Source organism: Kitasatospora cineracea, from assembly GCF_003751605.1.
In the GTDB taxonomy this organism is placed as follows: Bacteria; Actinomycetota; Actinomycetes; order Streptomycetales; family Streptomycetaceae; genus Kitasatospora; species Kitasatospora cineracea.
On sequence record NZ_RJVJ01000001.1, the window covers coordinates 5118617 to 5142041 of the forward strand.

Below are 23425 nucleotides of genomic sequence, written 5' to 3' on the forward strand. Positions count from 1 at the left end.
TGCTTCGGACATGCGGGGAGGGTGTCCAGGCTTCGGGTTGTGACGACCGAAGAGCTGGACACCCTCCTGACGGCACTCTACGTGTGGATCGATGATCATCTGCCTCGAACGCGCTGGTTGGGGCGCCCGCCGCGGCTGACGGACTCGGAACTGGTGTGCCTGGCCGTGGCCCAGGTGCTGCTGGGCTTCCACTCCGAGGCCCGCTGGATCCGCTTCGCCCGCGCCCGCCTGCGCGGCATGTTCCCGCACCTGCCCGAACGCCCCGGCTACAACAAGCGCCTGCGCGCCGCGCGCCCGCTGCTCCAGCAGGCGATCCGCGACCTGGCCCGGGACACCGACCTGTGGGCGGACCCGGTGTGGATCACCGACTCCACACCCGTGGAGTGCGGCCGCTCCCGCGACACCGTGCGCCGCTCGGCCCTGGCCGGGTGGGCCGGCTACGGCTACAGCCGCTCGCACTCACGCTGGTTCTGGGGCCTGAAACTGCACCTGGTCTGCACCCCGGCCGGACTCCCCGTCACCTGGGCCCTGGCCAGTCCGAAGGTCGACGAACGCGAGGTGTTGGCCGCCCTCGTCGAAACCGAACCCGGCCTCGCGCGAGAGCGGCCCGGCCTGCTGATCCTCGCCGACAAGGGCTACGTCTCCGCCGAACTCGACCGCTTCCTCGAACAGCACGGCATCACGCTGCTGCGGCCGTCCTACCGCAACCGAACCCCACGCCCCGGGGAAGGGCTGCTGAAGTCCGTCCGCCAGCTGATCGAGTCCGTCAACGACACCCTCAAGGGCCAACTCGGCCTCGAACAGCACGGCGGACGCACCATCGAGGGCCTCGGCGCCCGAGTCGGCCAACGGCTACTCGCGATGACCTGCGCGATCTGGCACAACCGGGCCACCGGCCAACCCGTCACACGCTCGTTGATCGCCTACGACCACTGACCGACTAACCGACTTCGGAACTACTCGTCTAGCACTCTCATGCGCAAAGATGCTTGAAACTCGCTGGTCTCGTACTGGCCCCGCAGGCGGCACGGGCGACGCCTGCCGCCACGTCCCCGTCGGGCAGCATGCTGGCCGTCACCCGCCGATGGGCTTCAACAACTGGGCCTGCTTCGGCTGTTCGGCCGACAACCCGAACCGCGGCGACGTCGGCCCGCCCGAGGGCCTGTTCCTCGCGCAGGACGCCGGCCTGTTCGCCTCCTGGGGCGTGGACTACGTCAAGCCTCGACGGCTGCAACATGCCGGCCGCCGACAACAACCTCGTCGGCTACTCCGGGAACCACGCCGCGTTCGGCAGCGCGCTCAAGAACAACGTCGGCCACCGCGACATCGTCTTCTCCGAGTCCGCCCCGCCTACTTCCCCATCGGCCCCACCGGACTCGGCCCCTGGCGCTCCGACCTCGAAGCACCCACCAGCAGCGGCCTGCTCTGGCGCAGCGGCTACGACGTGAAGACGGCCCACGCCGCAGGCAGCGCCTGGAACAAGACCGGCAACCAGGCCGGTGTGCTGACCCAGTACGCCTACAACACCGACCTGGTCCGCTCCTCCGGCCCCGGGAACCGGAACGACCCCGACTTCCTGATCCCGGACCAGCTGAGCACGGCGGAGACCCGCAGTCAGACCGCCCTCTACGCGGTCACCTCCTCCCCGCTGATCCTGAGCACCGACGTCACCGCCCTCTCGGGGGCGGAGCTCTCCGCCCCCGAGAGGGCGGTGACGTCGACCAGGACCCGCTCGGCGCCGGAGCAGCGTGGACGGGCGACGGCCCGCCAACGCGACCACCGGCATCGAACTGGTGGCCGAACCGCTCTCCGGCGGCAGCCTCGGCGACATCGCCGGCCACGACAACGCGATGCTGAAGACCACCCCGAACGGCTCGTGCACCCCGCCCACGCCCACCAATCTGATCTCCGCCAGCCCACCGGCATCAGCAACTCCCCGGTCTGCCTGGAGCGCTACGCCACCACCGCCTGCGCCACTCCGGTTGACCTCGCCGACTGCGCCACCTGCCCGGACGGCAAGCTCGTCGGCTTCCTCGGCGGCAGCTGTTCCCGCACCGGCACCCTGGCCTTCACCGACGTCCAGGTGGCCACCCCCGGCACCTACCGCTTGCAGATCGGCTACGTCAACGGGGGCTCCACGGCCCGGACCGACCACCTCGCCGTCAACGGCGGCCCCGCGGCGCCAATCGTCCTTGCCGGCAACGGCAGTTGGACCACCCTGCAGTCCGCGCTGGTCGCGGTCAGCCTGCACACCAGAACCAGCAATCGCCATCGGCAACCCCATCGGCTGGGCAGCCTCCATCTCCACCCCAACCATCTGACCCGTGCGACCACCGCCGTTCCGTTCCGGCCGCAGTAATTAGTGTCAAGGGCTCGATCAATGGCTCTCCGGCCTGCACGGCCGTGGCCCGGCGCTGGCTAGGATCTCGGCCATGGCAAACGGCGGCCTCACCCCACTGATGCGCGACGTCCGGGACCGGAACCTGGCCGCGCTGCTGCGGCACGTCGTGGCCTGCGGCCCGACCGGGCGCAAGCAGCTGGGGCGGGCCACCGGGCTGAGCTTCACCACCGTCACCCGGCTGGCCGGGAACCTGGTGGCGGCCGGGATCCTGGCCGAGCTCCCGCCGCCGGCGCGGACCGGGCAGGCCGGACGGGCCGCCGGGCGCCCGGAGATCCCGCTGGGGTTCGCGGACCGCGGCCGGTTCGTCGTCGGGGCGCACATCCACGCCCGCCGGGTGACCGCGACGGTCTTCGACCTGGCCGGCGCGGAGGCCGGCTCCTTCGAGGTGAACTGCACCTCGGCCCAGCCGGAGACGGTGGTGGCCGCGGCGGTGGCGGCGACCGGCCTGGCGCTCGGGTCGGTGCCGGCCGGGCAGGTCCTGGGGATCGGGCTGGCCACCGGGGGCACGGTCGACGCGGAGACCGGACGCGTCGTGGACAGCCCCCAACTCGGCTGGCGCGACGTCGACCTGGGCACCCCCTTCGCCCGGTTCGGCGTCCCGGTGCTGATCGACAACTCGGTGCGCTGCTTCGCGCTCGCCCCGCTGTGGGACGCCGCCGCCCCGGCGGCCGACAGCACGCTGACGGTCTTCGTGGCCAACGTGGTCGGCGCCGCACTGGTGGTGAACCGGACGCTGCACCGCGGGCCGGGCGCCTCGGCCGGGGAGATCGCCCACCTTCCGGTGCCGGACGGCCCGGGGACGCCCTGCCCGTGCGGGCGCACCGACTGCCTCGGCGTGGTGGCCACCAACCGGGCCCTGCACGCCCGGGCCGTCGAGGCCGGGCTGCTGGCCGCGGACACGCCGTGGGCGGAGGTGCTCCGCGACGACCTCGACGGCGTGCCGGGGGAGGGGCTGCGGATGCTGCGGCAGGAGCGGGCCCGGGTGCTCGGCGAGGCGGTCGGCTTCCTCCAGGAGTTCTACAACCCGGAGTTGACGGTCGTCGCGGGCTACCTCGGCACCCCGGGGGACGTCGACCTGTGCCTGGCCGCGGTGCGGGCGCGCACCGCCCGGACCTCGGCCGGCACCCGCTGCCGGGTCGAGCACCGGGACGCGGTCGGCACGAGCTGGGATCGGGCCTCCGCCGCCCTGGTGCTGGACGACTTCCTGCGCCGCCCGACCGCCTACGAGGCCGCGCTGCTCGACTGACCGGCGGCCGGGTGAACCCGTGGTGTCCGGAGGCGGTCCAGCTCTCTTTTCCCGACACTTGTCTAGCCAACTTATTGACATGCATTCGTCGACCCCCGGACACTCGACCCGCCCCACCGGTCCCCGGTGCCCCGCAGAGCGGAGGAGAGCATGCCCGACCGACCCGCACCGCGCCCCCCGCGATTCCCCCGCCCCCCACGGTTCCCGCCGTCGCGCACGCTCGTCCTCGCCCTCGTCCTCGCCTGCACCGCCCCGGCCGCCGGCTGCACGACAGCGGGCCCGGACCCGGCCGGGGACGGGGCCGCCGGCCCGCGGCGCGGCGGCACCCTCACCGTTCTCGGGCAGAGCGGCGAACTCCGCCAGCTCGACCCGGCCCGCAGCTACGAGCAGGCGTCGCTGACCGTGCTGCCCCTCATCGTCCGCTCGCTCACCATGACCGCCCCCACCGGCGGCACCACCCCCGACGGCTACCCCGCCGAGGCCGTGGTCGGCGACCTCGCCACCGACGCGGGCACCCCGACCGACGGCGGGCGCACCTGGACGTACCACCTGCGCCCCGGCACCCGCTACGAGAACGGCGCGCCGATCACCGCGCAGGACATCAAGCGCGGCGTGGAACGCTCCTTCGAGCCCGAGCTCACCGGCGGCCCGCCCTACGCCCGGCAGTGGCTGGCCGGCGCGGAGCACTACCGGGGCCCGACCGCGGACGGCCCCCTCGCCTCGATCGAGACCCCCGACCCCGCCACCGTCGTCTTCCGGCTCTCCCGGCCGGTCGCGGACTTCGACCACTTCGCCGGCTACCCGCTGTTCGGCGGCGTCCCCGCCGACGCCGACACCGGCCCCTCCTACCGTGACCACCCGCCGGCCTCCGGCCCCTACCGGGTCGCCTCCTACCAGGCCGGCAAGGAACTCCGGCTGGTCCGCAACCCCGCCTGGGACCCGGCGACCGACCCGCACCGCAAGGCCTACCCCGACCGGATCGACTACCTGCTCGGCCTCGACGCCTCGGTGGTCAACCAGCGGCTGATCGCCGCCCGGGGCTCCGACCGCGACGCCATCGAGCTCAAGACCACGGTGGACGCCGCCCACGTCGCGCAGGTCCTCGACGACCCCCGGGTCGCGGCCCGCAGCCGCAGCCGCCTGCACGCCGCCTTCAGCTACCTGGTCCTGAACAACTCCGCCCCGCCGTTCGACGACCCGCGGGTCCGCCGGGCGGTGCAGTACGCGATCGACCGGCGCGCCGTGCTGACCGCCGCCGGCGGTACCCGGGTGGGCGAGCCGACCAGCACCCTGCTGCCCGCGGGCGTCCCCGGTCACACCCCCTTCGACCTCTACCCGGCGCCCCCCGGCGGCTCGCCCGGGCAGGCCGCCGAACTGCTCCGGCAGGCCGGCGCCCCCCACCCGGCGGTCACCATGGACGTCCGCAGCGACGACCCGTCCGCGGTGGCCCAGGCCGAGGCCGTCCAGGGCGCACTGGCCAGGGCCGGGATCACCGTCTCGCTGCGCGGCGTGCCGGGCGCGGCCTACTACCCGACGATCTCCGACCGGGCCACCGCACCCCAACTGGCCCTCTCCAGCTGGGGATGCGACTGGCCGTCACCCGCCGCCTGCCTGCCGCCGCTGTTCGACGGCCGGCTGATCCGGCCGGGGGCGAACAACGACCCGGCGATGTTCGACGACCCCGCCGTCGACCGCCGCATCGACGAGATCGGCGCCGTCGGCTCCCCGGACCAGGCCGCACCGCTGTACGGCGCGCTGGACGAGCAGATCATGCGCCTGGCCCCGGTCGTCCCGCTCTACCAGCACCGCAACCTCTACGTCACCGGCCCCGGGGTGCACGGCACCTTCGTCTCCGTGCAGGGCGCGCTCAGCCTGACCGACATCTGGGTGGAGGGCCGGTGACCCCGCCCACGCCCCCGGCGCCCCCCGCCCCGGTGTGGCAGCGCCTGCGTCGCGACCGGGTCGCCACGGCCTGCGCCGCGCTGCTCCTGCTGCTCGTCCTGGCCGCGCTCGCCGCACCCCTGGTCACCGCGCTCACCGGCCACCCGCCCGACCAGCTCCACCCGGAGCGGCTCGACCCCGACCGCGGCGGCCTGCCGCTCGGCCCGGCCGGCGGGATCGGCACCGGCTTCTGGCTCGGCGTCGAACCGGGCACCGGACGGGACCTGCTCAGCCGGGCCGTCCACGGCGCCCGGGTCTCACTGGCGGTGGCGTTCGGCGCCGCCGCGCTGACCGCACTGCTCGGCACGGCGGCGGGCCTGTGCGCCGGCTACTTCGGCGGCCGGGTGGACGCGGCCCTCGGCCGGCTGACGGACCTCTTCCTCTGCTTCCCCGCGCTCGTCTCGATGATCGCGCTGGCCGCCGTGCTGCCCGACCTGCCGCGGCTGCCGCTGCTGATCGGACTGCTCAGCGCCTTCGCCTGGCCCGCCCTGGCCCGCCTGGTGCGCGCCGAGACCATCACCCTGTGCGGGCAGGGGTTCGTGGAAGCGGCCGAGGCGGCCGGCCGCAGCCCCCGCTCGGTCCTGCTGCGCGAACTGCTGCCCCACCTGGCCGCCCCGCTCTCGGTCCACACCGCCCTGGCGGTGCCCGCCTTCATCGAGACCGAGGCCGCCCTCTCCTTCCTCGGCCTCGGCGTCCAACCGCCCACCGCCTCCTGGGGCCAGATGCTCTCCACCGCGGCGCCATGGCTCACCACCGACCCCGAGTACGCCCTCGTCCCCGGCACCCTGCTGCTGCTCACCACGCTCTCCTGCCACCTGCTCGGCGACGGCCTGCGGGCCGCCCTCGACCCGCGGGGCCGCTGAGGTGGGCCGCTACCTGCTGTCCCGGCTGGCGGCCGCGGCGGCCACCCTGCTGGCGGTGTGCGCCACCGTGTTCGCGGTCTTCCAGGTCTTCCCCGCCGCCCCCGCGCAGGCGATCTGCGGCAAGGGCTGCAGCCCCGGGACCATCGCCTCGATCAACCGCGCCCTCGGCCTCGACCGGCCGCTGCCCGAACGGTTCGCCTCCTACCTCACCGGCATCGTGACCGGCCGCGACTACGGCACCGGGCCGCACCCGGTGCACTGCTCCTTCCCCTGCCTGGGCTTCTCGTTCCAGGACGGCGCGACCGTCACCTCGCTGCTCGGGAGCCGACTGGCCGTCAGCGCCTCCGTCGCGCTCGGCGCCGCCGTGCTCTTCCTGACCGGTGGCGTGCTGGTCGGCACGGCCGCCGCCCTGCGCCCCGGCAGCCGCCTGGACCGCGGGCTGATGACGGCCGTGCTCGCCGCCTCGGCCCCGCCGGCCTTCCTGACCGCCCTCGTCCTGACCGCGCTGCTCCCCGGTCGGCTCGGTGTGCTCCCCTACCCGCAGTACACGCCGCTCACCGACGCGCCCGCCGCGTGGTGCCGGGGCCTGCTGCTGCCCTGGCTCACCCTCGCCGCCGCCTGCACCGCCCCCTACGCTCGCCACGTCCGGACCGGGCTCGCGCGGGCGATGGCCGAGGACTACGTCCGCACCGCCCGCGCCAAGGGCGCCGGCCCGCTGCGCACCGCCGTCAAGCACGGCCTGCGCCCCGCGCTCACCCCGCTGCTGACCCTCTTCGGCCTCCAACTCGCCCGGCTGCTGGGCGGAACCGTCGTCGTGGAGTCGGTCTTCGGCCTGCCCGGCCTCGGCCACCTGCTCATCCAGGCCGTCGACCAGGCCGACCTCCCCGTCGTGCTGGGCGTCAGCCTGCTCGCGGCGGCGCTGGTGCTGGCCGCCAACCTGGCGGTCGACCTGCTGCACGCCGCCCTCGACCCGCGGGCCCGCACCGGTGGCGGGAGGTGAGCGGCGCCGCCGCCGGGGGAGGGCCGCAACCGCTGCTGGAGGTCGCCGACCTGCGGGTGCGCTTCGGCACCGGCCCCGGCGCGGTCCGGGCGGTGGACGGCCTCTCGTTCGAGGTGCGGCCCGGCCGGACCCTGGGCGTGGCCGGCGAGTCCGGCTCGGGCAAGAGCGCTGCGGCCCTGGCCCTCCTCGGCCTGCACGACCCGCGCTCCACCACCGTCACCGGCACGGTCCGCTTCGACGGCGCCGACCTGCTGAGCGGCGGCGAACGCGCGCTGCGCGCCGTGCGGGGCGGCCGGGCGGCCATGGTCTTCCAGGACTCGCTGACAGCGCTGCACCCCTACTACACCGTCGGCGACCAGGTCGCCGAGGCGTACCGGCTGCACCACCCGGCCTCCCGCCGGCAGGCCCGGCGGCACGCCGTCGACCTGCTCGGCAGGGTCGGCGTCCCCGACCCGGCCGCCCGCGCCGCCGACCACCCGCACCGGCTGTCCGGCGGCACCCGCCGGCGCGTGCTGCTCGCCCTCGCCCTGGCCGGCGACCCCGACCTGCTGATCGCCGACGAGCCCACCGCCGGACTCGACACCACCACCCAGGCCGGAATCCTGGAACTCCTGCGGGACCTCCAGCGGGACCGCGGGACCGCGATCGTCCTGATCAGCCACGACCTGGCCGTCCTGGCCGGGACCGCCCACGACGTGCTGGTGGTGTACGCCGGGCGGGCGGTCGAACAGGCCCCCGTGCGGCAGCTGTTCCACCATCCCCGCCACCCGTACACCCAGGCCCTGCTGCGCGCCCGGCCGCGGCTCGACGGACCCCGGCCGGACGTGCTGCCCGCCGTGCCGGGCCGTCCGCCGTCCGCCCGCGACCTGCCCCCGGGCTGCCCGTTCCACCCGCGCTGCGCGGTACGCGAGCAGGCGGGACCGGCCTGCGTGCGGCAGCAGCCGGCGCTCCTGCCCGTGGGGGAGCGGCACAGCGCGGCCTGCCACCTCCTCACCGGACCGCCGGACGACCGCCCCGCGGGAACCCGCGCCCGGAGCTGATCCACCGCGGCCCGGCGGTAGGCGCGGGCAGCCGGGCTAGACAACCGGGGCGGGTCGCCCGGTCGGGCCGGAGGGCCCCGGGCCGGGGCCCGGCCGCCCGGCTCCACCGAACCGAACCCGGGCCTCTTCGACGCGGCATCAAACCCCTTGGTGGAAAACCGATCTGACGCCGTCCGGAGCCGGGCCCGACTCCGGACCGGCCGGACGGGCGGCCCGGTGGTGCGCTGCGGCAGCCGGGGGCAACCGCGGGGCCGAACGGGCGACGTGCGGACGTTGCGCGACGGCCCGGCGCGAGCCGCGACCCCAGGATGACTAGACAAATCGCCGGAAACACCGCGCCGCCGAGGACCACCGGGTCCGCTCGGCCCGGTGGCCCGGCGAAACGGCCCCGGCCGGCAGGGCGCCGCCCGGGGAGGACCCTGTGAGGAGACGAAGATGCGCCGAAGGCTCGGCCCCCTCTCACGCGCGGGCACGTGCGCCGCGATCTGCGCGCTGGCGACCGGCACCACCCTGCTGGGCTCCGGCCCGGCACTCGGCGAACCGGCCCCGGCCGGGCACCGGGCGGCCGCCGCCGCCGAGGTGCACTCGGACCTGCGCGTCATCGAGGCGGAGATCGACCCCGTCCAGCCGGGCGGCACCACCACCCTGCGGGCCGTGATCTCCAACGACGGCCCCGGCGAGACCGACGCGGGCTTCGCCGTCACCGTCCGCCTCCCCGAAGGCGCCACCGCCGTCGGCCCGTTCTTCCCGGACAACTGCCACCCGGACACCGAGGCGGACGACCTGCTCTGCCACTTCGACACCGGCCTCCCCGTCCTGCGCAGCGCCAGCGTGGAGGTACCGGTCCGGGTCGAGGCCGGACTGCACCCCGGCGACCAGCTGGAGGACGGACTGGTGACCGTCTACGACCCCGACCAGCCCGAGATCACCCACTCCCGCCCGTTCGCCATCGACATCGTCTGACCCCCACCGCCCTCCCGGCCGACCGGACCGCCGGCCGGCCCCCACCCCCAGAAAGGACCACCATGCGCATGGCCCGCCAGAGTGGCGCGGTCGCACTCGGACTGCTGCTCCCGCTGCTCCCCGTCGGCCCCGCAGCGGCCGCCGCGACCCCCGCGGTGCCCCTGGAGCTCCAGGACCTCAGGCCCACCATGGTCGCCCCCGACCATCCCGTCGCGGCCACGCTGACCGTGAACGCCGCCTCCTGCGTGACCGTGGACGAGCTGGGCGTCGCGGTCCGCGACGCCCAGGGCCGCCACCTCGACTTCCCCGGCTCCGGCGGCCCGGTGAAGGTCTGCCCCGGCGGTCACACCCTGATCACCGGCAAGCGCGCGTTCGCCGCCGGCCGCTACACCGAGTTCGGCTGGTACCGGACCGGTTCCACCTACCACGACCTGCCCGCGATGACGCTCGACGTCGCCGCCGGGAAGATCGTCCAGCGCTCGCTCTCCCCGGACCACGCGGAGGCGGGCCAGGGCGTCGCGGCCACCCTCCGGCTCTCGTCCGAGTCCTGCATCCAGGTCGACGAGGTCGGCGTCGGGGTGCGGGACGAGAAGGACAACAACCTCGACTTCCCCGGCACGGCGAGCAACGTGACCGTCTGCCCGGAGGGCTACACCTTCACCTCCGGCACCCGGGCCCTCGAACCCGGCACCTACGAGGAGTTCGGCTGGTACCGGATCGGCAACACCTACCACGACCTGGAGGTGAAGAACCTGGCGGTGGCCGCCAGGGCCACCGACCCGAACGGCTTCGGCAGCCTCGTCCTCGACGAGGACTTCTCCGGGCCGCTCAACCAACTGCGCTGGGAGGACGACAAGAGCAGCGCCTACCGCTACGGCAACCACAACCCCGACGACGACAAGCTGGACTGGCTCAAGCCGGCCGAGGTAGCCGCGGCCGACGGCGAGGCGGCCTTCACTGCCAAGGCAGGCCCCGAACGCCTGGAGAACGGCAAACAGGCCTGGGACACCGGCCTGCTGACCACCGAGGGCACCAAGGACAACTTCGAGGTCCGCCCCGGCGACTACGCCGAGGTGCGGATGCGCCTGCCCGAGCAGCTCGGCGCCTGGCCCGCGCTGTGGACCTGGCGGGAGGGCGGCAACGAGATCGACTCCTTCGAGTACCACCCCGACAACCCGCACCTGCTCGAACTCAGCAACCGGATCCGCACCGCCGGCCTCTACTACGAGGACCCGGAGGCGATCAAGCCCGGCGAGTGGGTCACCGTCGGCGTGCACTACGGGGCCGACAACAACGACTGGTACGTCAACCACAAGCTGGTCTTCTCGGACCACACCGGCACCGGCAAGGACTGGCACGCCTTCCTGATCCTCAACCTCTCGGTGGTCTCCGGCAAGTACCACCCCGTCCCCGACGGCCGCGCCACGATCGAGACGGACGCCGACTACCTGCGGGTGTGGCGCAAGACGGCCTGACAGTCCGTCAACCACGCGGCGCGCTGCCCGCCGCGGTCCCCGGACCGCGGCGGGCAGCGTCGTTCGCGGGCGCTTCGGGCACGGAAGCGCCCGGTGGGCCCCGATCCGATCGGGGCCCACCGGGCGGCAGGAATCAGGTGGTGGTCAGGCGGTGGGCCGGTGCGCGGCCTCGGGGACCACGGGCTCGGCCTCGTCCAGCTTCCAGCGCTGCACGCCGTCCAGGCCGCAGGAGCTCTGGGCGAGGAGGGTGCCGTCGGTGGCGGCGCCGTCCTTGGTGGTCAGGCACTTGCCGCTGGAGGCGCTGCGGATGGAGGTGCCGCCCGCCGGGTTCACCAGGACGCGCCACTTCTGGTTGCCGCCGTCGCCGCAGTAGTAGCTGCCGACCTGGGCGTTGTCGGAGGTGCTGCCGCGGTAGAGGTCCATGCAGCCGCCCACTTCGGTGGCGCGGATGCGGACGGTGCCGTCGGGGTTGGGCTCCAGGCGGAACTGCGCGGCCTTGCCGGTGGCGCCGAGCACCAGCGGGCTGTCCGTGGAGTCGGCGCCGGCCGGCGTCCCGGCGAACTTGCCCGCGGCGAGGTCGCTGAGGGTGTAGGAGCGCGCCGGGTCGAAGTCGACCTGCTGCCACTGGTCGATGCCGGGCACGTCCACCCGGACGTCCCAGCGCTGGACGGGGTCCAGGCCGCAGGTGGTCTGGGCGAGGGTGGTGCCGTCGGTGGTCGCGCCGTCCTTGGTGGTCAGGCACTTGCCGCTGTCGACGCTGCGGACGGACGTCCCGCCGGCCGGGTTGGCGAGCAGCCGCCACTTCTGGTTGTCGCTGTCCTGGCAGCCGTAGCTGCCGATCTCGGCGTTGTCGCCGCTGCGGCCGCGATAGAGGTCCATGCAGCCGTCCACCTCGGTGGTGCGGATGCGGACGGTGCCGTCGGGGTTGGGCTCCAGGCGGAACTGCGCGGCCTTGCCGGTGGCGCCGAGCACCAGCGGGCTGTCCGCGTCACGGGCACCCGCGGGCGTCCCGGCGGGCTTGCCCGCGGCGAGGTTGCCGAGCGTGTAGGGGACGGTGCCGAGCGGAGCCGGCTCGGCCTTCCACTGGTCCACCGGCGGAACCGAGGCCGTCACCTCCCACCGGTCGTGCGCCTCGACGCCGCAGGGCCCGCCGGCCAGTTGGGTACCGGAGTCGTTCGAGTCGTCCTTTACGGTGAGGCAGTCCCGGGTGGCCTGGTTGATGAGCGAGATGCCGCCGGCCGGGTTCTGCGCGAGCCGCCAGGTCCGGGCGGGCACGTTGTCGCCGCAGTACCACTCGCCGATCCGGGTGCCGCTCTGCTGCACGCAGATCTCCTCGTTCGCCGGGTCGCGGAGCTCGTAACCGCCGGCGTTGGCGACGATCTTCCACCGCGACTGCGGGTCGGAGGCGTGCTGTTCCAGGTACTGGGGCGGCTTGGTGCCGGCGGGGATGGCGGCGTCCAGGCCGGAGCCGGCGTTGCGGATCTCGTACGGTACGGTGCCGATCCAGTTGCCGACGGTCGGCCAGTCCTCCGACGCGGGCACAGTCTGCACCATGTCCCAGCTCTGGGCCCGGTCCAGCCGGCAGCGCGTCTGGACCAGGGCCGCTCCGTCGGCGGTGGATCCGTCCTTGGGCACCAGGCACATGTCCGACAGGACGTTGCGCAGCGCGATGCCGCCGAGCGGGTGCCGCTGGACCTTCCAGAGCTGGTTCTCCGACCCGGCCGAGCAGGCGTAGTCGATCACCCGGCCGCCCTCGCTCGTCGAGCCGTACGCGACGTCCGCGCAGCGGCCGGTGGCGGCGTTCTTCAGCTGGTAGGTGCCCTCGCCGGCCGGCAGCACGGCGAACCGCGTCTCGTCCCCGGCCGTTTGGCGCTGCACCAGGTCGGCGGAGGCCGAGCCCGGGGCGGGCGCGGCGGCGGTCAACTTGCTCGCGGCGTCCGTGAACCGGTACGCGATGCCCGGGACGAAGTCCGCCGCGGGCCACTGCGGGGTGCCGGACGGGGTGGTGGCGGTGACGGTGGTCGGCGCGTAGCCGGTGCGCTGGCCGGTGACCCGCACCGTGATGGCCTTCCCGGCCAGTTCGGCCGGCACGGTGAAGGTCGGGGCGAGCGCGCCGGGGACCTCCTGGCCGTCGGCGAGCCACTGGAAGCGGTGACAGGTGCCCTCGGCCCACCCGTCGGTCTGCACGCCCAGGGTCTCGCCCGTGCCGGGCTTGCCGATCACCTCGGCCCTGCCGTCGGGCTGGACGGGCAGCGCCGGGCCGTCCGCCGCGGCGGGATTGGTCAGCGTGACGGTGATCTGCGCGCTCGCGGTCTCGCTCTGCTCGGTGCCGGTCCGGTCGACCTTCAGGGTCACGCCGCCCTTCGACCAGGTCTGGCCCTCGCGCCGGCCGTACCGGATGGAGTCGCTGTCGGGCGCGTCGGTGAGCAGCTGGGTGTAGTCCGAGTCGACGACCCGTTGGACGGTGACCCCGAGGTTGTACCTGTGGCGGGTGTTGTTCTTGTTCCGGGCGTACTGCGACTGGGCGTCGCGCCCCTGGGCGTTGCGCCAGTCGAAGTGGTAGGTGGTGCCGTCGGTCGGGTCGACCACCTTCACGCCCCGGGTGCCGGTGTCGCTGCCGCGCCCGAACAGGTCGTAGGTGCGGGTCACGCTGCGCTGGCCCTCGGACAGCTCCAGCGGCTGCACCTCACAGGTGGAGGCGATGTCGAGCTTGCCGCGGTCGAAGGAGTCGAAGGAGCCCGGATGGATGGGCGGGCTGGTGACCAGCGACGTTCCCATCGCGGTGTACAGGTTGCCGTAGGAGGCATCGGAGCAGGAATCCCCGACGCAGGTGTAGGTATGGGCGTGGGAGAGGCCGAAGTTGTGGCCCAGCTCGTGCGGGATGGTGGTGGTGTTCTTGTTCGGGCTGTAGTCGAAGGAGACGTAGCCGCCGTTGCCGATCGAGGGCGAGCCGACGGTGCCCAGCCCGCCGCCGCACCCGCCGGGCTGGACGACGAACAGGTGGTTGCCGGTGCTGCCGCCGAACTTGACGTCGGGGAAGAGCTCGTCCTCCACCTGCGACCACAGCTTGCCGCCGCCGTAGCACTCGGTGCCGCTGGCTTCGGCCTCCAGGACCTTCCCCTGGACGTCGAAGGAGGTGATGTACCCGTTGCTCTCGGCGACCCAGCGCTTGAGGCCGTCGTCCACCACGTTCTTGATGTCGTCGTCGGTGGCTGGTTTGCCGTCGTAGGTGTAGTCGCCGCGGTTGGTGATCTTGACGATCCAGGCGCGGTGCGCGGAGGGCGTCGGAGCCTTCCGCACCGGTGCCGCGACCTTGGCCTGGCGGACCTTGCCGTCGGCCGCCACCTGGGCGTCGATCCGGCCCTGCGCCTCGCTCGGCAGGCCCTTGTCGAAGTGCAGTTCGACCCATTCGCCGCCGGCGGCGGGCTTGAGGTAGTACCGGTCGCCGGCCTCCGGCTGCCCGGCCCTGGCCTCCGGGCCGGGATCGGGGGCGGGGACGACCACCAGGTCCCCCGCGAGGTCGCGGGTGGTGCCGGACACGCCGGGGTCCGCGTACTGCAGGACCCGCCGGTCCGGCCCGCCCCCGTCCCCGGGCGGCGGGGCCGCGGCCGCCGCGCTCGCGGAGAACACCAGGGGGGCCGGGCCGAGCAGGCCGGCCACGATCATGCTCGCCAGCAGCCTGCGTGATCTGCGCGAGGTGACTGGAAGGGTCATCAGGTACTCCTCGTCGGTCGGACGGTGAAGGGGTTGTCTAGACAGAAGTTCCGACCGGGATCTTCTATCCGGACGGACGCCGTTCCGGTCCGGCGACACGGCGGGACAACCCGAATGACGCAGCGCCAATTCGTGCCCCGGGCAGCGCGATTGACCCGGAAGAGTGGCCGACGGGCGTGGCGGCGGGATATTAGACAGTTGGGTTGGACTATTTTGAATCCGGCCCGCCCGGCGTTCCCGTGAAGACGGGCACGAGGAGCGCGCAGGCGGGTGGGGCTCCACCGCCGCTCGGCACCCGCCGAGCGGCGGGTGGGGCGATCCCCGGGGGTGGGGGGCGGTACGCGCGACCGGCCGTGCCGCGGCCCGTCCCGCCCCGCCCCGCCCCGCCGGGCACCGGAACCCCGGCAGGGACATTCGTCCGACAGAAACGGGAACGAGAGATGAGCGACGGGAACGCCTGGCGGTCCTGGGTCCTGAAGGCCGCGGTGCTCGGACTGTCGGTGACCCAACTGGGCCTGGCCGACGGTGCCCACCCGGCACCGGCCGCCGTGCCCGACACCTTTTCGGCGCACGGCCGTTCGGCCCGGGCCGCGCTGCCGCCCACGGTCGTCTACCAGGAGAAGTTCGAGGGTCCCGGCGGAGTCCAGATGCTCGGCACGTACGACCCGGACCTCTACGCCGACGCGTACTGGCGGACGGCGGGTGCCTGCAACGGCATCGTGGTCGGCGGCAACGACCAGGGCGCCTACACCGACCCGGCCGGAACCGGCAGTTGCCAGGGCCTCGGCAAGCTCGGCACCCTGGCCGCCGCCCTCGGCGGCGGGAACCGGGCCAACCACGCCCTGGCCGCCTACACCAGCGCCAACGGCCCGAGCGGCGCCGTCGAACTGCAGTCGCCCCCGATCGACGTGGTCACGGGCGGCTGGTACACCGCCTACGTGCGCTACGCGGCCGCCAACTGCGCCGTGTCGAGCCCGCTGTACACCTTCTCCCTGGTGGACGTGGCGACGGGCGCCGAGACCGTCCTGGCGAAGGGCATCCGGGCCTGCGACTACGGGAACAACGTGCTCGGGGTCAAGGTCGGCACCATCCAGAGCCCGCGGGCCATGCGCTGGAACGGCAGCGGCCAGGTGCGGCTGCGTCTGCGCAACGAGAACGGCAGCGCCAAGGGCAACGACGGGGCGATCGACGACCTGACCCTGCAGCAGGCCACCCCGAAGCTCGACAAGGAGTTCCTGCCCGCGACCGGCGTCCGGCTCGGACAGCCCGCGACGGTGCGGTTCACCGTCACCAACACCAGTGAGCTCGCCGCCAAACCGGACCTCTCCTTCACCGACGACCTGGCCCCCGGCCTGGTCGTCGCCGACCCGGCCGAGGTGCACAACACCTGCGGCGGCACCCCCGTGGCGACCCCGGGCAGCGGCCGGATCGGTCTGGACGGCGGAGAGCTGAAGAACAACCAGGCCACCTGCACGATCGACCTCCAGGTGGTGTCCGCCACCCGGACCGGCGTGATCAGCAACGGCCCCGACAACATCACCGGCAACCTCCAGCCCCCCGACACCGTCACCCTGACCGTCTCCGACCCGCGGGCCGCCGACAGCACCGCCACCACCCCGTACCACACCCCCGTCACCGTCGACGTGCTCCGGGCCGACAGCGCGGGCGACCCCGCCTACCCGCTGGTGCCGGCCTCGGTGGTCTTCACCCCCGACGGGCAGCCGCCGGGCGCCGACGTCTCCGACGGCGGCAAGACGCTCACCGTCCCCGGGCAGGGCGTCTACACCGTCGACCCGCAGAGCGGGCAGGTCGCCTTCGCGCCCGCTCCCGAACTGGTCGGCCCCGCCGTACCCGTGCGCTACCAGGTCGCGGACACCAACGGCGCCACCGCGAGCGCCGCCGTCGCCGTGGCCGTCGGCCCGCCCGATCCGACCGGCGCCGACGACACCGCCACCACCCCCTACAACACGCCCGTCACCCTCGACCCGGTCGCCAACGACGACTCCGGGGCGCCCGGCGGCGGCTTCGACCCCGCCTCGGTCCGGCTCGTCGACCCCGCCACCGGACAGCCCGTCACCACCCTGACCGTCCCCGGCCAGGGCACCTACACCGCGGACCCGGCCACCGGCGCGATCCGGTTCGTCCCGCTGCCCACCTTCACCGGCACCGCCACCCCGGTCGAGTACCAGGCCACCTCCACCTTCGGCCGCCCCGTCCGGGCCCGGGCCACCGTCACCGTGCAGCCCCCGCCGCCGCCGACCGCCGCCGACGACACCGCCAGCGGGCCGCACGGCCGGCCGCTCACCTTCCGGCCACTGGCCAACGACGACTCCGGCCCGCCCGGAACCGCCTTCGACCCCGCCACCCTCCGGCTCACCGACCCCGCCACCGGGCGGCCCGCCACTACCGTCACCGTCCCCGGCCAGGGCCGCTGGGACCTCGACCCGGCCACCGCCACCGTCACCTTCACCCCCGACCCGGACTTCCACGGCCAGGCCACCCCCGTCCCCTACACCGTCGCCACCACCACCGGCGGCACCGCCACCGCCACCCTGACGGCCACCGTTCGCCCCGCCCCCACCGCGAACCCGGACACCGCCACCGTCCCGCACAGCCGGCCCGCCACCCTCGACGTGTTGGCCAACGACACCCCCGGCGCCCCGTTCGACCCCGCCACCGTCCGCCTGCTGGACCCCGCCGGGAACCCGGTCACCACCCTGACCGTCCCCGGCCAGGGCCGCTGGGACACCGACCCGGCCACCGGCCGGGTGCGCTTCACCCCGGAGGAAGGTTTCTCCGGCACCGCCCAAGTCCCCTACCAGGTCAGCGACACCGACGGGAACACCGCCCGCTCCACCGCCGCCGTCACCGTCGCCACGCCCCCGACCGCCCGCCCCGATCAGGGGACGGCCACGCAGGGGCACCCGGTCGAGTTCACCCCGCTGGCCAACGACACCGCGGGCGGCCTGGGCAGCGCACCGGACCCGGCGAGCGTGCGGCTGACCGACCCGGCGACGGGCGCGGCGGTGACCGAACTGACCGTCCCGGGACAGGGGGTGTGGCGGGCGGACACCACGACCGGGAAGGTCGTCTTCACGCCGCTGCCCGCGTTCACGGGGCAGGCCGCGCCGGTGGCCTACACCGCGCAGGACGCCGACGGGGTGCCGTTCGGCTCGACCATGACGCCGACCGTCACCCCGATCCACCCGGTGGCCACCCCGGACCGGGCCACCACCGCGCAGGGACACCCGGCCGTGCTGGACCCGGCGGCCAACGACACGGCGGGTCCTGACGGACCGTCGGTCGTCCCGTCCAGCCTACGGCTGCTGGACGACGCGGGGCAGCCCGTCACGTCGCTGACCCGGCCCGGACAGGGCGTGTTCAGCGTGGACACCGCGACGGGGAAGGTCACGTTCACGCCCGAGCCCGGCTTCACCGGCGACGCCCGGGCGACCTACCGGGTGGCCGACGGCAACGGCTCCACGGCCGACGCCGAACTCACCGTGCACGTCGACACCCCGCCCGCCACCGCGCCGGACACAGCCACCACCCCCCACGGGCACCCGGTGACCGTCCCGGTGCTGGCCAACGACAGCTCCGACCCGGCGACCTCCCTCGACCCGGCCACCGAGACCTTCCCGGCTGCCGGGCAGCCGCCGGGCTCCGCCGTCTCCGACGACGGGAAGACCCTGACCGTTCCCGGCGAGGGCGGCTACGCGATCCGGCCCGACGGCAGCGTCGTCTTCACCCCGGCCGACGGCTTCACCGGCCCGGCCACCCCCGTCACCTACCGGGTGCTCGACAGGGACGGCGGTGCGGGCACCAACACCCTTGCCGTCACTGTCGGTTCGGCCCCGCACGCGGTGGACGACCAGGCCGCCACCACGTACGGCACCCCGGTGACCGCGCCGGTGCTCGGCAACGACACCACCGACCCGGCGACCTCCCTCGACCCCGCCACGCTGGCGTTCCCCGCCGACGGGCAGCCCGCCGGGGCGGTGGTCGCGGCCGACGGGAAACGGCTCGAACTGTCCGGGACGGGCACCTTCGAGACCACCGCCGACGGGCAGGTGCGCTTCACCCCCGCGGCCGGCTTCCAGGGCCCGACCCCGCCCGTCCGCTACACCGTCCGCGACCGCGACGGTGCGGCGGCCGGCGCGGCCCTGGAGGTCACGGTCGGGACCCCGCCGACCGCCCGGCCGGCGACCGCGACCGGACCCGAGGGCACGCCGGTGACCGTGCACCCGCTCGCGGACGCCGACCCCGGCTCGGGCGCGCGCTTCGACCCCGCCACGCTGCGCCTGACCCTGGACGGCGCACCCGCGGGCGCCCAACTCGCCGACGACGGACGGACGCTCACCGTGCCCGGCCAGGGCACCTACCGCGCCGGTCCCGACGGCACGCTGACCTTCACCCCGGCGGCCGGGTTCCACGGGACGGCCGGACCGGTCTCCTACACCGTCGCCACCACCGGCGGGGCCCGCACCGGCAGCACCGTGACGATCCGGATCACCGAGACGCCCGCCCCGCCGGCCTCGCCCGGCCCGTCCGCGCCGGCGACTCCGTCCGCCCCGCCCGCGCCGTCGTCCCCGCCCGCCCCGGCGGTCAGCAGCCGGCCCGGCAGCCAGATCGCTGCCACCGGCACGCGGGACCCGGTGCCCTTCCTGCTGGCGGCCCTCGCCATGCTGCTCACGGGCGCGGTGATCCTCGTCAAGGCGTCGAGGCACAGGTGAGCCGTTCGAGCCCGGCCCGGCGAGTCGCGGCCGGTCCCGGGCCGGCGGAGCACCCGGAGAACCTAGGGTGGTCCGCGAAAAAGCGACCCAGGACGGCGAGGTCCCCGTGCCGAGTTCCCTTCCGACGTACCTTGCGCTCAGCGACCTGATCGCCGGGGAGTTCGCCGACTGCTCGCCGGGCACCACGCTGCCCGGCGAGCACGACCTGGCCCGCCGGTTCGGCGTGAACCGGCTGACCGCGCGGGCCGCCGTGGACGAACTGGAACGGCGCTGGCTCATCCGCCGGGTGCGCGGCTCGGGCGCCTACACCGTGCGCCGGATCGAGTACCGGATCGGCGCGGCCTACCCGGTCTCCTTCACCGAGGCGATGGCCCGGCTCGGAGTCGAGACCACCACCACGGCCGAACCGCCGGAGCGCCGCGCGGCCGGAACCGCCGACAGCCACGTGCTCGGCGTGCCGCTGGGCGCGCCGGTGCTCGTGCTGCGGCGCACCCGCCACGTGCAGGGCGTGCCGGCCGTGGTGGGGCAGTCCCTGCTCGCCGGCGACCTGCTGCCCGGCCTGGAGGACGCCCTGGCTGCCGGCACCTCCCTGCACGCCGTCATGAAGGACACCTACGGCATCGAACCGGCCCTGGGCTGGAGCCAGGTGCGGATGATGCCGCCCCCGCCCGAAGAGGCCCGCAGACTCGCGCTGCGCGGACGCCCGCCGCTCGTCCGGATGGGTGCCCGGATCGTCGACCGGAACTCCGGACGGTACGTGGAAGTCGTCGACCAGTGGCTCCGGCCCGACTACTTCGACGTGATCGTCGAGGTGCAGTAACCCGGCTCCGACCTTCACGGGACCCGCCGCCCGAGCACCCGTCACCGCCCCGGCCGCCCGGCACCGACCGGGCCCGCGCGGTTCGACGGCCGCACCGGAGGACCCCGTGAAGGACATTCCAGTGTTCTGGAGACCGAAGCACCGCGACGCCCGGATCGAGATCCGGCTGACCCCCGCCGAACAGTGGTCCGTCGCCGAGAGCGCGCACCGCGCCGGCCGCCGCGCCCGCACCGCCTTCCGCCCGGCCCTGACCGCGGCCGCCGAACCCGACGAGGCGGAGGCCCTCGGCCTGCCCGCGGGCGCCAAGGTGCTGCGGATCGGCCGCACCTACTTCCTCGGCCGCGCCGCCGTCGGCGCCGCGACGTCCGTGCTCCCGGCCCACCTGGTCCCGGAGCTGGCCGGACGCCTCCCGGCCGGAACGTCCCTGCACCGGGCTCTCGCCGAGCACTGCGGCCGGGAGCCCGAACACGTCCGCAGCCTGGTCCGGCTGCCCGTCCCGACCACCGGCCCGGCCCCCGTCGCCGGGCTGCCCCCGAACGCCCCGCTGGCCCGCACGCTCAGCCTCTACCGGGACCGTTCGACCGGCCGTCCGCTGGAACTGCTGGACCGCTGGATGCGGTTGGACCACTTCGACCTGGTGACGGGAACCGGCTGACTCCCGGGGCTGCTCTTAGCCGTCCTTAGCCGTTCCGGCTGTTCACCGGAACGGCCGAGGCTGCTGTCCAGGCAACTTCCGGCCCGTGCCCGCCGACGGGCCGTCACCGACCGCTCCCGGTACGGCCGGTCGGCCCAGCAGGTCATCCGTTGGAGCGAAAACCCGGGTCGGTCCGCGGCTCCGGGCGGGTCGGTCGGAAGTCTAGACATGTCCACTGCCGGGCCTGCCGGCCAGCGATCCACCGACCCCCGAGGATTCCGCCATGGGAACAAGCAGTCCTTCCGCGTACGGCACCGGCACCGGAGTCGGCACCGGAGCCGTCAGCCGGCGGCAGCTGCTGCGCACGGGAACCGTCGCCGCCGCCGGGACGGGCCTGGCCCTGCTGGGCACCCACTGGGCCCGCGCCGCGACCGCCGGCCCTGCCGCCGACGCCCCCACCTCTGACGTTGCTGCCCCCGTCGCGCCGTCGGAGGCGCTCGACCGGCTCCGGGAGGGCAATGCCCGCTGGGTGGCGGGGATGCCCAAGCACCCCGACCAGTCCGTGCAGTGGCTGCACGAAGTCAGCACCGGGCAGCACCCGTTCGCGGCGGTCTTCTCCTGCATCGACTCCCGAGTACCCCCCGAGCTGGTCTTCGACCAGGGGCTCGGCGACCTCTTCGTGCTGCGGACCGCGGCCCACACCCTGGACGAACTGGTCGAGGCCAGCGTCGAGTACGGCCCGCTCGAACTCGCCACCCCGGCCGTCGTGGTGCTGGGGCACCAGCGCTGCGGGGCGGTGACCGCGGCCGTGGAGGCGATCGAGCACGGCACCCAACTGCCCGCCCACCTGCCGGACATCGTCAAGGCGCTGCGCCCGTCCTACACCCCGGGCCGCGACCAGGCGGAGACCGTCGACCTGACAGTCCGTGCCCACATCCGCCGCACGGTCGCCCGCCTCGGCCGGGACGCCGCGCTGCGCCCGCTCGTCGAGTGCGGCGGACTCCGGATCGCCGGCGCCTACTACAGCCTCGACGACGGGTCGGTCAGCTGGCTGTGAGCGCGGCGGCCCGGGAGCGATGCTGCCCGCCCCGGTACCCGGGATGGATGGCCCGGGTACTGGCGGCGTGGGGCCGTCCGTGGTCGGCGCCGCCGGGTCGGACGGCCGGCAGGACCCAGACGGGCCGCCGTCCGTCCGGGCCCCGCCGGTCAGTGGAGCCGGCGGGCTCCGGCGGCCGGGGTGCCGGTGGTGATCCGCGGCGCGGGGTGGCCGGCCCTGGCGAAGGACTGCCGGAGGCGGCTGGTGACCGAGCGGGCCAGGACGCCCGGGGTCAGCACGACCACCTTCCCGCCGGTGCCGTGGTCGGCGAGGCGGGCGCCGAGGGCGCCGGCCTCAAGGGCGGCCTCGACGGCCAGGGTGGCCTCGGGCCGGGAGATGCCGCAGTGGTCGCGCAACGAGTAGTGGGAGCCGGTCAGCAGCGGGCCGAGCGCGGCCGGGCGGCCCTCGTCCAGCAGCGCGGCGGCCTGCAGCACGCGGGTGTTCTCGGTCACCGCGTGGTGCACGGGCCCGCGCAGCCGCGGCGGCAGTTCGCCCAGTGCGGCGGGCAGCCGCCCCGGGGCGAGGTCGCGCAGGGCGGGCAGCCCGAGCAGCTGGGCGGCCCGCCCGGAGGTCGCCCGCCACCGGGCCTGGACGCCGTCGGAGCCGTCGGCGGCGGCCCGGACCTCCACGACCAGTAGCTGCAGGCCGGCCGCGGCCGGGGCGAGCGGGAGCGGCCGGGTGGTGCCGCGCCGGGTGTCCAGCAGCAGGGCGTGGCCGGGGGCGAAGGCGAACGCGGCGAGCCGGTCGACGCTCTCGTCGGGGTCCCGGCCGGAGCCGTGCGCGGCGTACTGGGCGAGGCGGGCCAGCCGGGTCCGGTCCAGGCCGAGGCCGTACAGGTCGTTGAAGGCGAGGGCCAGCGCGGAGCAGAGGGCGCCGGAGGGCATCGGGCCGGGCCCGGCGGGCAGGTCCCCGTCGAGGGAGACGTCGGCGCCCTCGACGGGGCAGCCCGAGCCGCGCAGCGCGTGGACGAGGGCGGCGACGTGCCGGGCCGGGCCGTGCGCGTGGTCGGGCCGGAGCTTGGCGATCCGGAGGATGACGGTGCCGCCGTACCGGGCGTTGTGCACCCGCAGCACCCCGTCCGCGTGCGGCCGGACGGCGGCCCGCACGTTCTGCGGCAGGGCGATCCGCAGGGCGAAGCCGCCGTTGTGGCCGGTGGGCTCCCCGAGCAGGCCGACCCGGGCGGGGGCGGACCACAGGCCGGCGGGCGGCCGGCGGGCGAACAGGTCGTCGCGGAGGAAAGGGGTCGGCGGCCCGCCCGCTCCGGTGGGGTGCATGGTGTCCTCCAGGAGCACGGCCGAGGAGAGGTTCACAGCCGGAAACAACGCCTCCGCGCTTTATTGAACAATACTCAACAAGAATGAACGCCCACAAGGGGTGCTCCAGCAGGACCGGTCGGACGGACCGCCGGGTTCTCTGGGTACCCCCGGAAAACCCCGCCCCCATTGCCCCGGCGGTCGCCGCTACGGACCGTGGAGAGCGGGGGGAGGCCGAACCCGCTC

At 74.8% G+C, this 23425-nt stretch carries 15 protein-coding genes; 13 read left to right on the forward strand and 2 right to left on the reverse strand.

What is annotated here, in order from left to right:
- Window positions 1-39: 39 nt before the first annotated feature.
- From EDD39_RS23205 to EDD39_RS23245, 9 genes are all read left to right on the forward strand, one after another.
- Complete coding sequence (locus EDD39_RS23205; RefSeq protein ID WP_123558917.1) at window positions 40-936, forward strand: IS982 family transposase; 897 nt, start codon at window positions 40-42, stop codon at window positions 934-936.
- A 148-nt stretch (window positions 937-1084) separates the two neighbouring features.
- The gene (locus EDD39_RS23210) at window positions 1085-2359 is read left to right on the forward strand and encodes a hypothetical protein (protein ID WP_162870092.1); all 1275 of its coding nucleotides are present in this window, start codon (window positions 1085-1087) and stop codon (window positions 2357-2359) included.
- Window positions 2360-2432: 73 nt separating this feature from the next.
- Window positions 2433-3647, forward strand: coding sequence for an ROK family protein (locus tag EDD39_RS23215; RefSeq protein ID WP_123558921.1), 1215 nt, complete (start codon window positions 2433-2435; stop codon window positions 3645-3647).
- Between the two features lie 150 nt (window positions 3648-3797).
- Complete coding sequence (locus tag EDD39_RS41225; RefSeq protein ID WP_123558923.1) at window positions 3798-5549, forward strand: ABC transporter substrate-binding protein; 1752 nt, start codon at window positions 3798-3800, stop codon at window positions 5547-5549.
- Window positions 5546-6451 (forward strand): ABC transporter permease, encoded by a 906-nt coding sequence (locus tag EDD39_RS23225; RefSeq protein ID WP_244256951.1) that lies wholly within the window; start codon window positions 5546-5548, stop codon window positions 6449-6451. The genes EDD39_RS41225 and EDD39_RS23225 overlap by 4 nt, the downstream gene beginning before the upstream one ends.
- A 1-nt stretch (window position 6452) precedes the next feature.
- Window positions 6453-7451 carry an ABC transporter permease gene (locus tag EDD39_RS23230; RefSeq protein WP_123558927.1) on the forward strand — a complete coding sequence of 333 codons (999 nt, stop codon included), beginning with the start codon at window positions 6453-6455 and terminating at the stop codon, window positions 7449-7451.
- On the forward strand, window positions 7448-8491 hold the full coding sequence (locus tag EDD39_RS23235; RefSeq protein ID WP_244256953.1) for an ABC transporter ATP-binding protein: 1044 nt from the start codon (window positions 7448-7450) through the stop codon (window positions 8489-8491). The genes EDD39_RS23230 and EDD39_RS23235 overlap by 4 nt, the downstream gene beginning before the upstream one ends.
- Window positions 8492-8926: 435 nt before the next feature.
- Window positions 8927-9454, forward strand: a complete 528-nt coding sequence (locus EDD39_RS23240) for a hypothetical protein (protein WP_123558929.1) — start codon at window positions 8927-8929, stop codon at window positions 9452-9454.
- 68 nt (window positions 9455-9522) lie between these two features.
- Window positions 9523-10929: a glycoside hydrolase family 16 protein gene (locus EDD39_RS23245; protein WP_244256954.1), complete on the forward strand. Its 1407-nt coding sequence runs from the start codon at window positions 9523-9525 to the stop codon at window positions 10927-10929.
- Window positions 10930-11073: 144 nt separating this feature from the next.
- On the opposite strand, the gene EDD39_RS23250 is transcribed toward EDD39_RS23245, so the two are convergent.
- A complete protein-coding gene (locus EDD39_RS23250; protein WP_148089501.1) occupies window positions 11074-14643 on the reverse strand; it encodes an RICIN domain-containing protein in 3570 nt (1189 codons plus the stop codon).
- Window positions 14644-15083: 440 nt separating this feature from the next.
- Between EDD39_RS23250 and EDD39_RS23255 the strand changes: the two genes are divergently transcribed.
- From EDD39_RS23255 to EDD39_RS23270, 4 genes are all read left to right on the forward strand, one after another.
- The gene (locus EDD39_RS23255; RefSeq protein WP_123558945.1) at window positions 15084-19376 is read left to right on the forward strand and encodes an Ig-like domain-containing protein; all 4293 of its coding nucleotides are present in this window, start codon (window positions 15084-15086) and stop codon (window positions 19374-19376) included.
- 106 nt (window positions 19377-19482) lie between these two features.
- Entirely contained in the window at window positions 19483-20196 is a 714-nt protein-coding gene (locus EDD39_RS23260; RefSeq protein WP_162870093.1) for a GntR family transcriptional regulator, read from the forward strand.
- Window positions 20197-20317: 121 nt separating this feature from the next.
- Window positions 20318-20851 (forward strand): UTRA domain-containing protein, encoded by a 534-nt coding sequence (locus tag EDD39_RS23265; RefSeq protein ID WP_162870094.1) that lies wholly within the window; start codon window positions 20318-20320, stop codon window positions 20849-20851.
- A 262-nt stretch (window positions 20852-21113) separates the two neighbouring features.
- Window positions 21114-21887, forward strand: coding sequence for a carbonic anhydrase (locus EDD39_RS23270; RefSeq protein ID WP_123558951.1), 774 nt, complete (start codon window positions 21114-21116; stop codon window positions 21885-21887).
- A gap of 149 nt (window positions 21888-22036) precedes the next feature.
- On the opposite strand, the gene EDD39_RS23275 is transcribed toward EDD39_RS23270, so the two are convergent.
- Window positions 22037-23236: a galactokinase gene (locus tag EDD39_RS23275; RefSeq protein ID WP_123558953.1), complete on the reverse strand. Its 1200-nt coding sequence runs from the start codon at window positions 23234-23236 to the stop codon at window positions 22037-22039.
- Between the last annotated feature and the right edge of the window lie 189 nt (window positions 23237-23425).

What these genes read in the sequence shown, in the direction of transcription:
- EDD39_RS23210 (WP_162870092.1), top strand. Translation starts at nt 1,085, where the DNA reads ATGGGCTTCAACAACTGGGCCTGCTTCGGCTGTTCGGCCGACAACCCG.
- EDD39_RS23215 (WP_123558921.1), top strand. Translation starts at nt 2,433, where the DNA reads ATGGCAAACGGCGGCCTCACCCCACTGATGCGCGACGTCCGGGACCGG.
- EDD39_RS41225 (WP_123558923.1), top strand. Translation starts at nt 3,798, where the DNA reads ATGCCCGACCGACCCGCACCGCGCCCCCCGCGATTCCCCCGCCCCCCA.
- EDD39_RS23240 (WP_123558929.1), top strand. Translation starts at nt 8,927, where the DNA reads ATGCGCCGAAGGCTCGGCCCCCTCTCACGCGCGGGCACGTGCGCCGCG.
- EDD39_RS23245 (WP_244256954.1), top strand. Translation starts at nt 9,523, where the DNA reads ATGGCCCGCCAGAGTGGCGCGGTCGCACTCGGACTGCTGCTCCCGCTG.
- EDD39_RS23250 (WP_148089501.1), bottom strand. Translation starts at nt 14,643, where the DNA reads ATGACCCTTCCAGTCACCTCGCGCAGATCACGCAGGCTGCTGGCGAGC.
- EDD39_RS23255 (WP_123558945.1), top strand. Translation starts at nt 15,084, where the DNA reads ATGAGCGACGGGAACGCCTGGCGGTCCTGGGTCCTGAAGGCCGCGGTG.
- EDD39_RS23270 (WP_123558951.1), top strand. Translation starts at nt 21,114, where the DNA reads ATGGGAACAAGCAGTCCTTCCGCGTACGGCACCGGCACCGGAGTCGGC.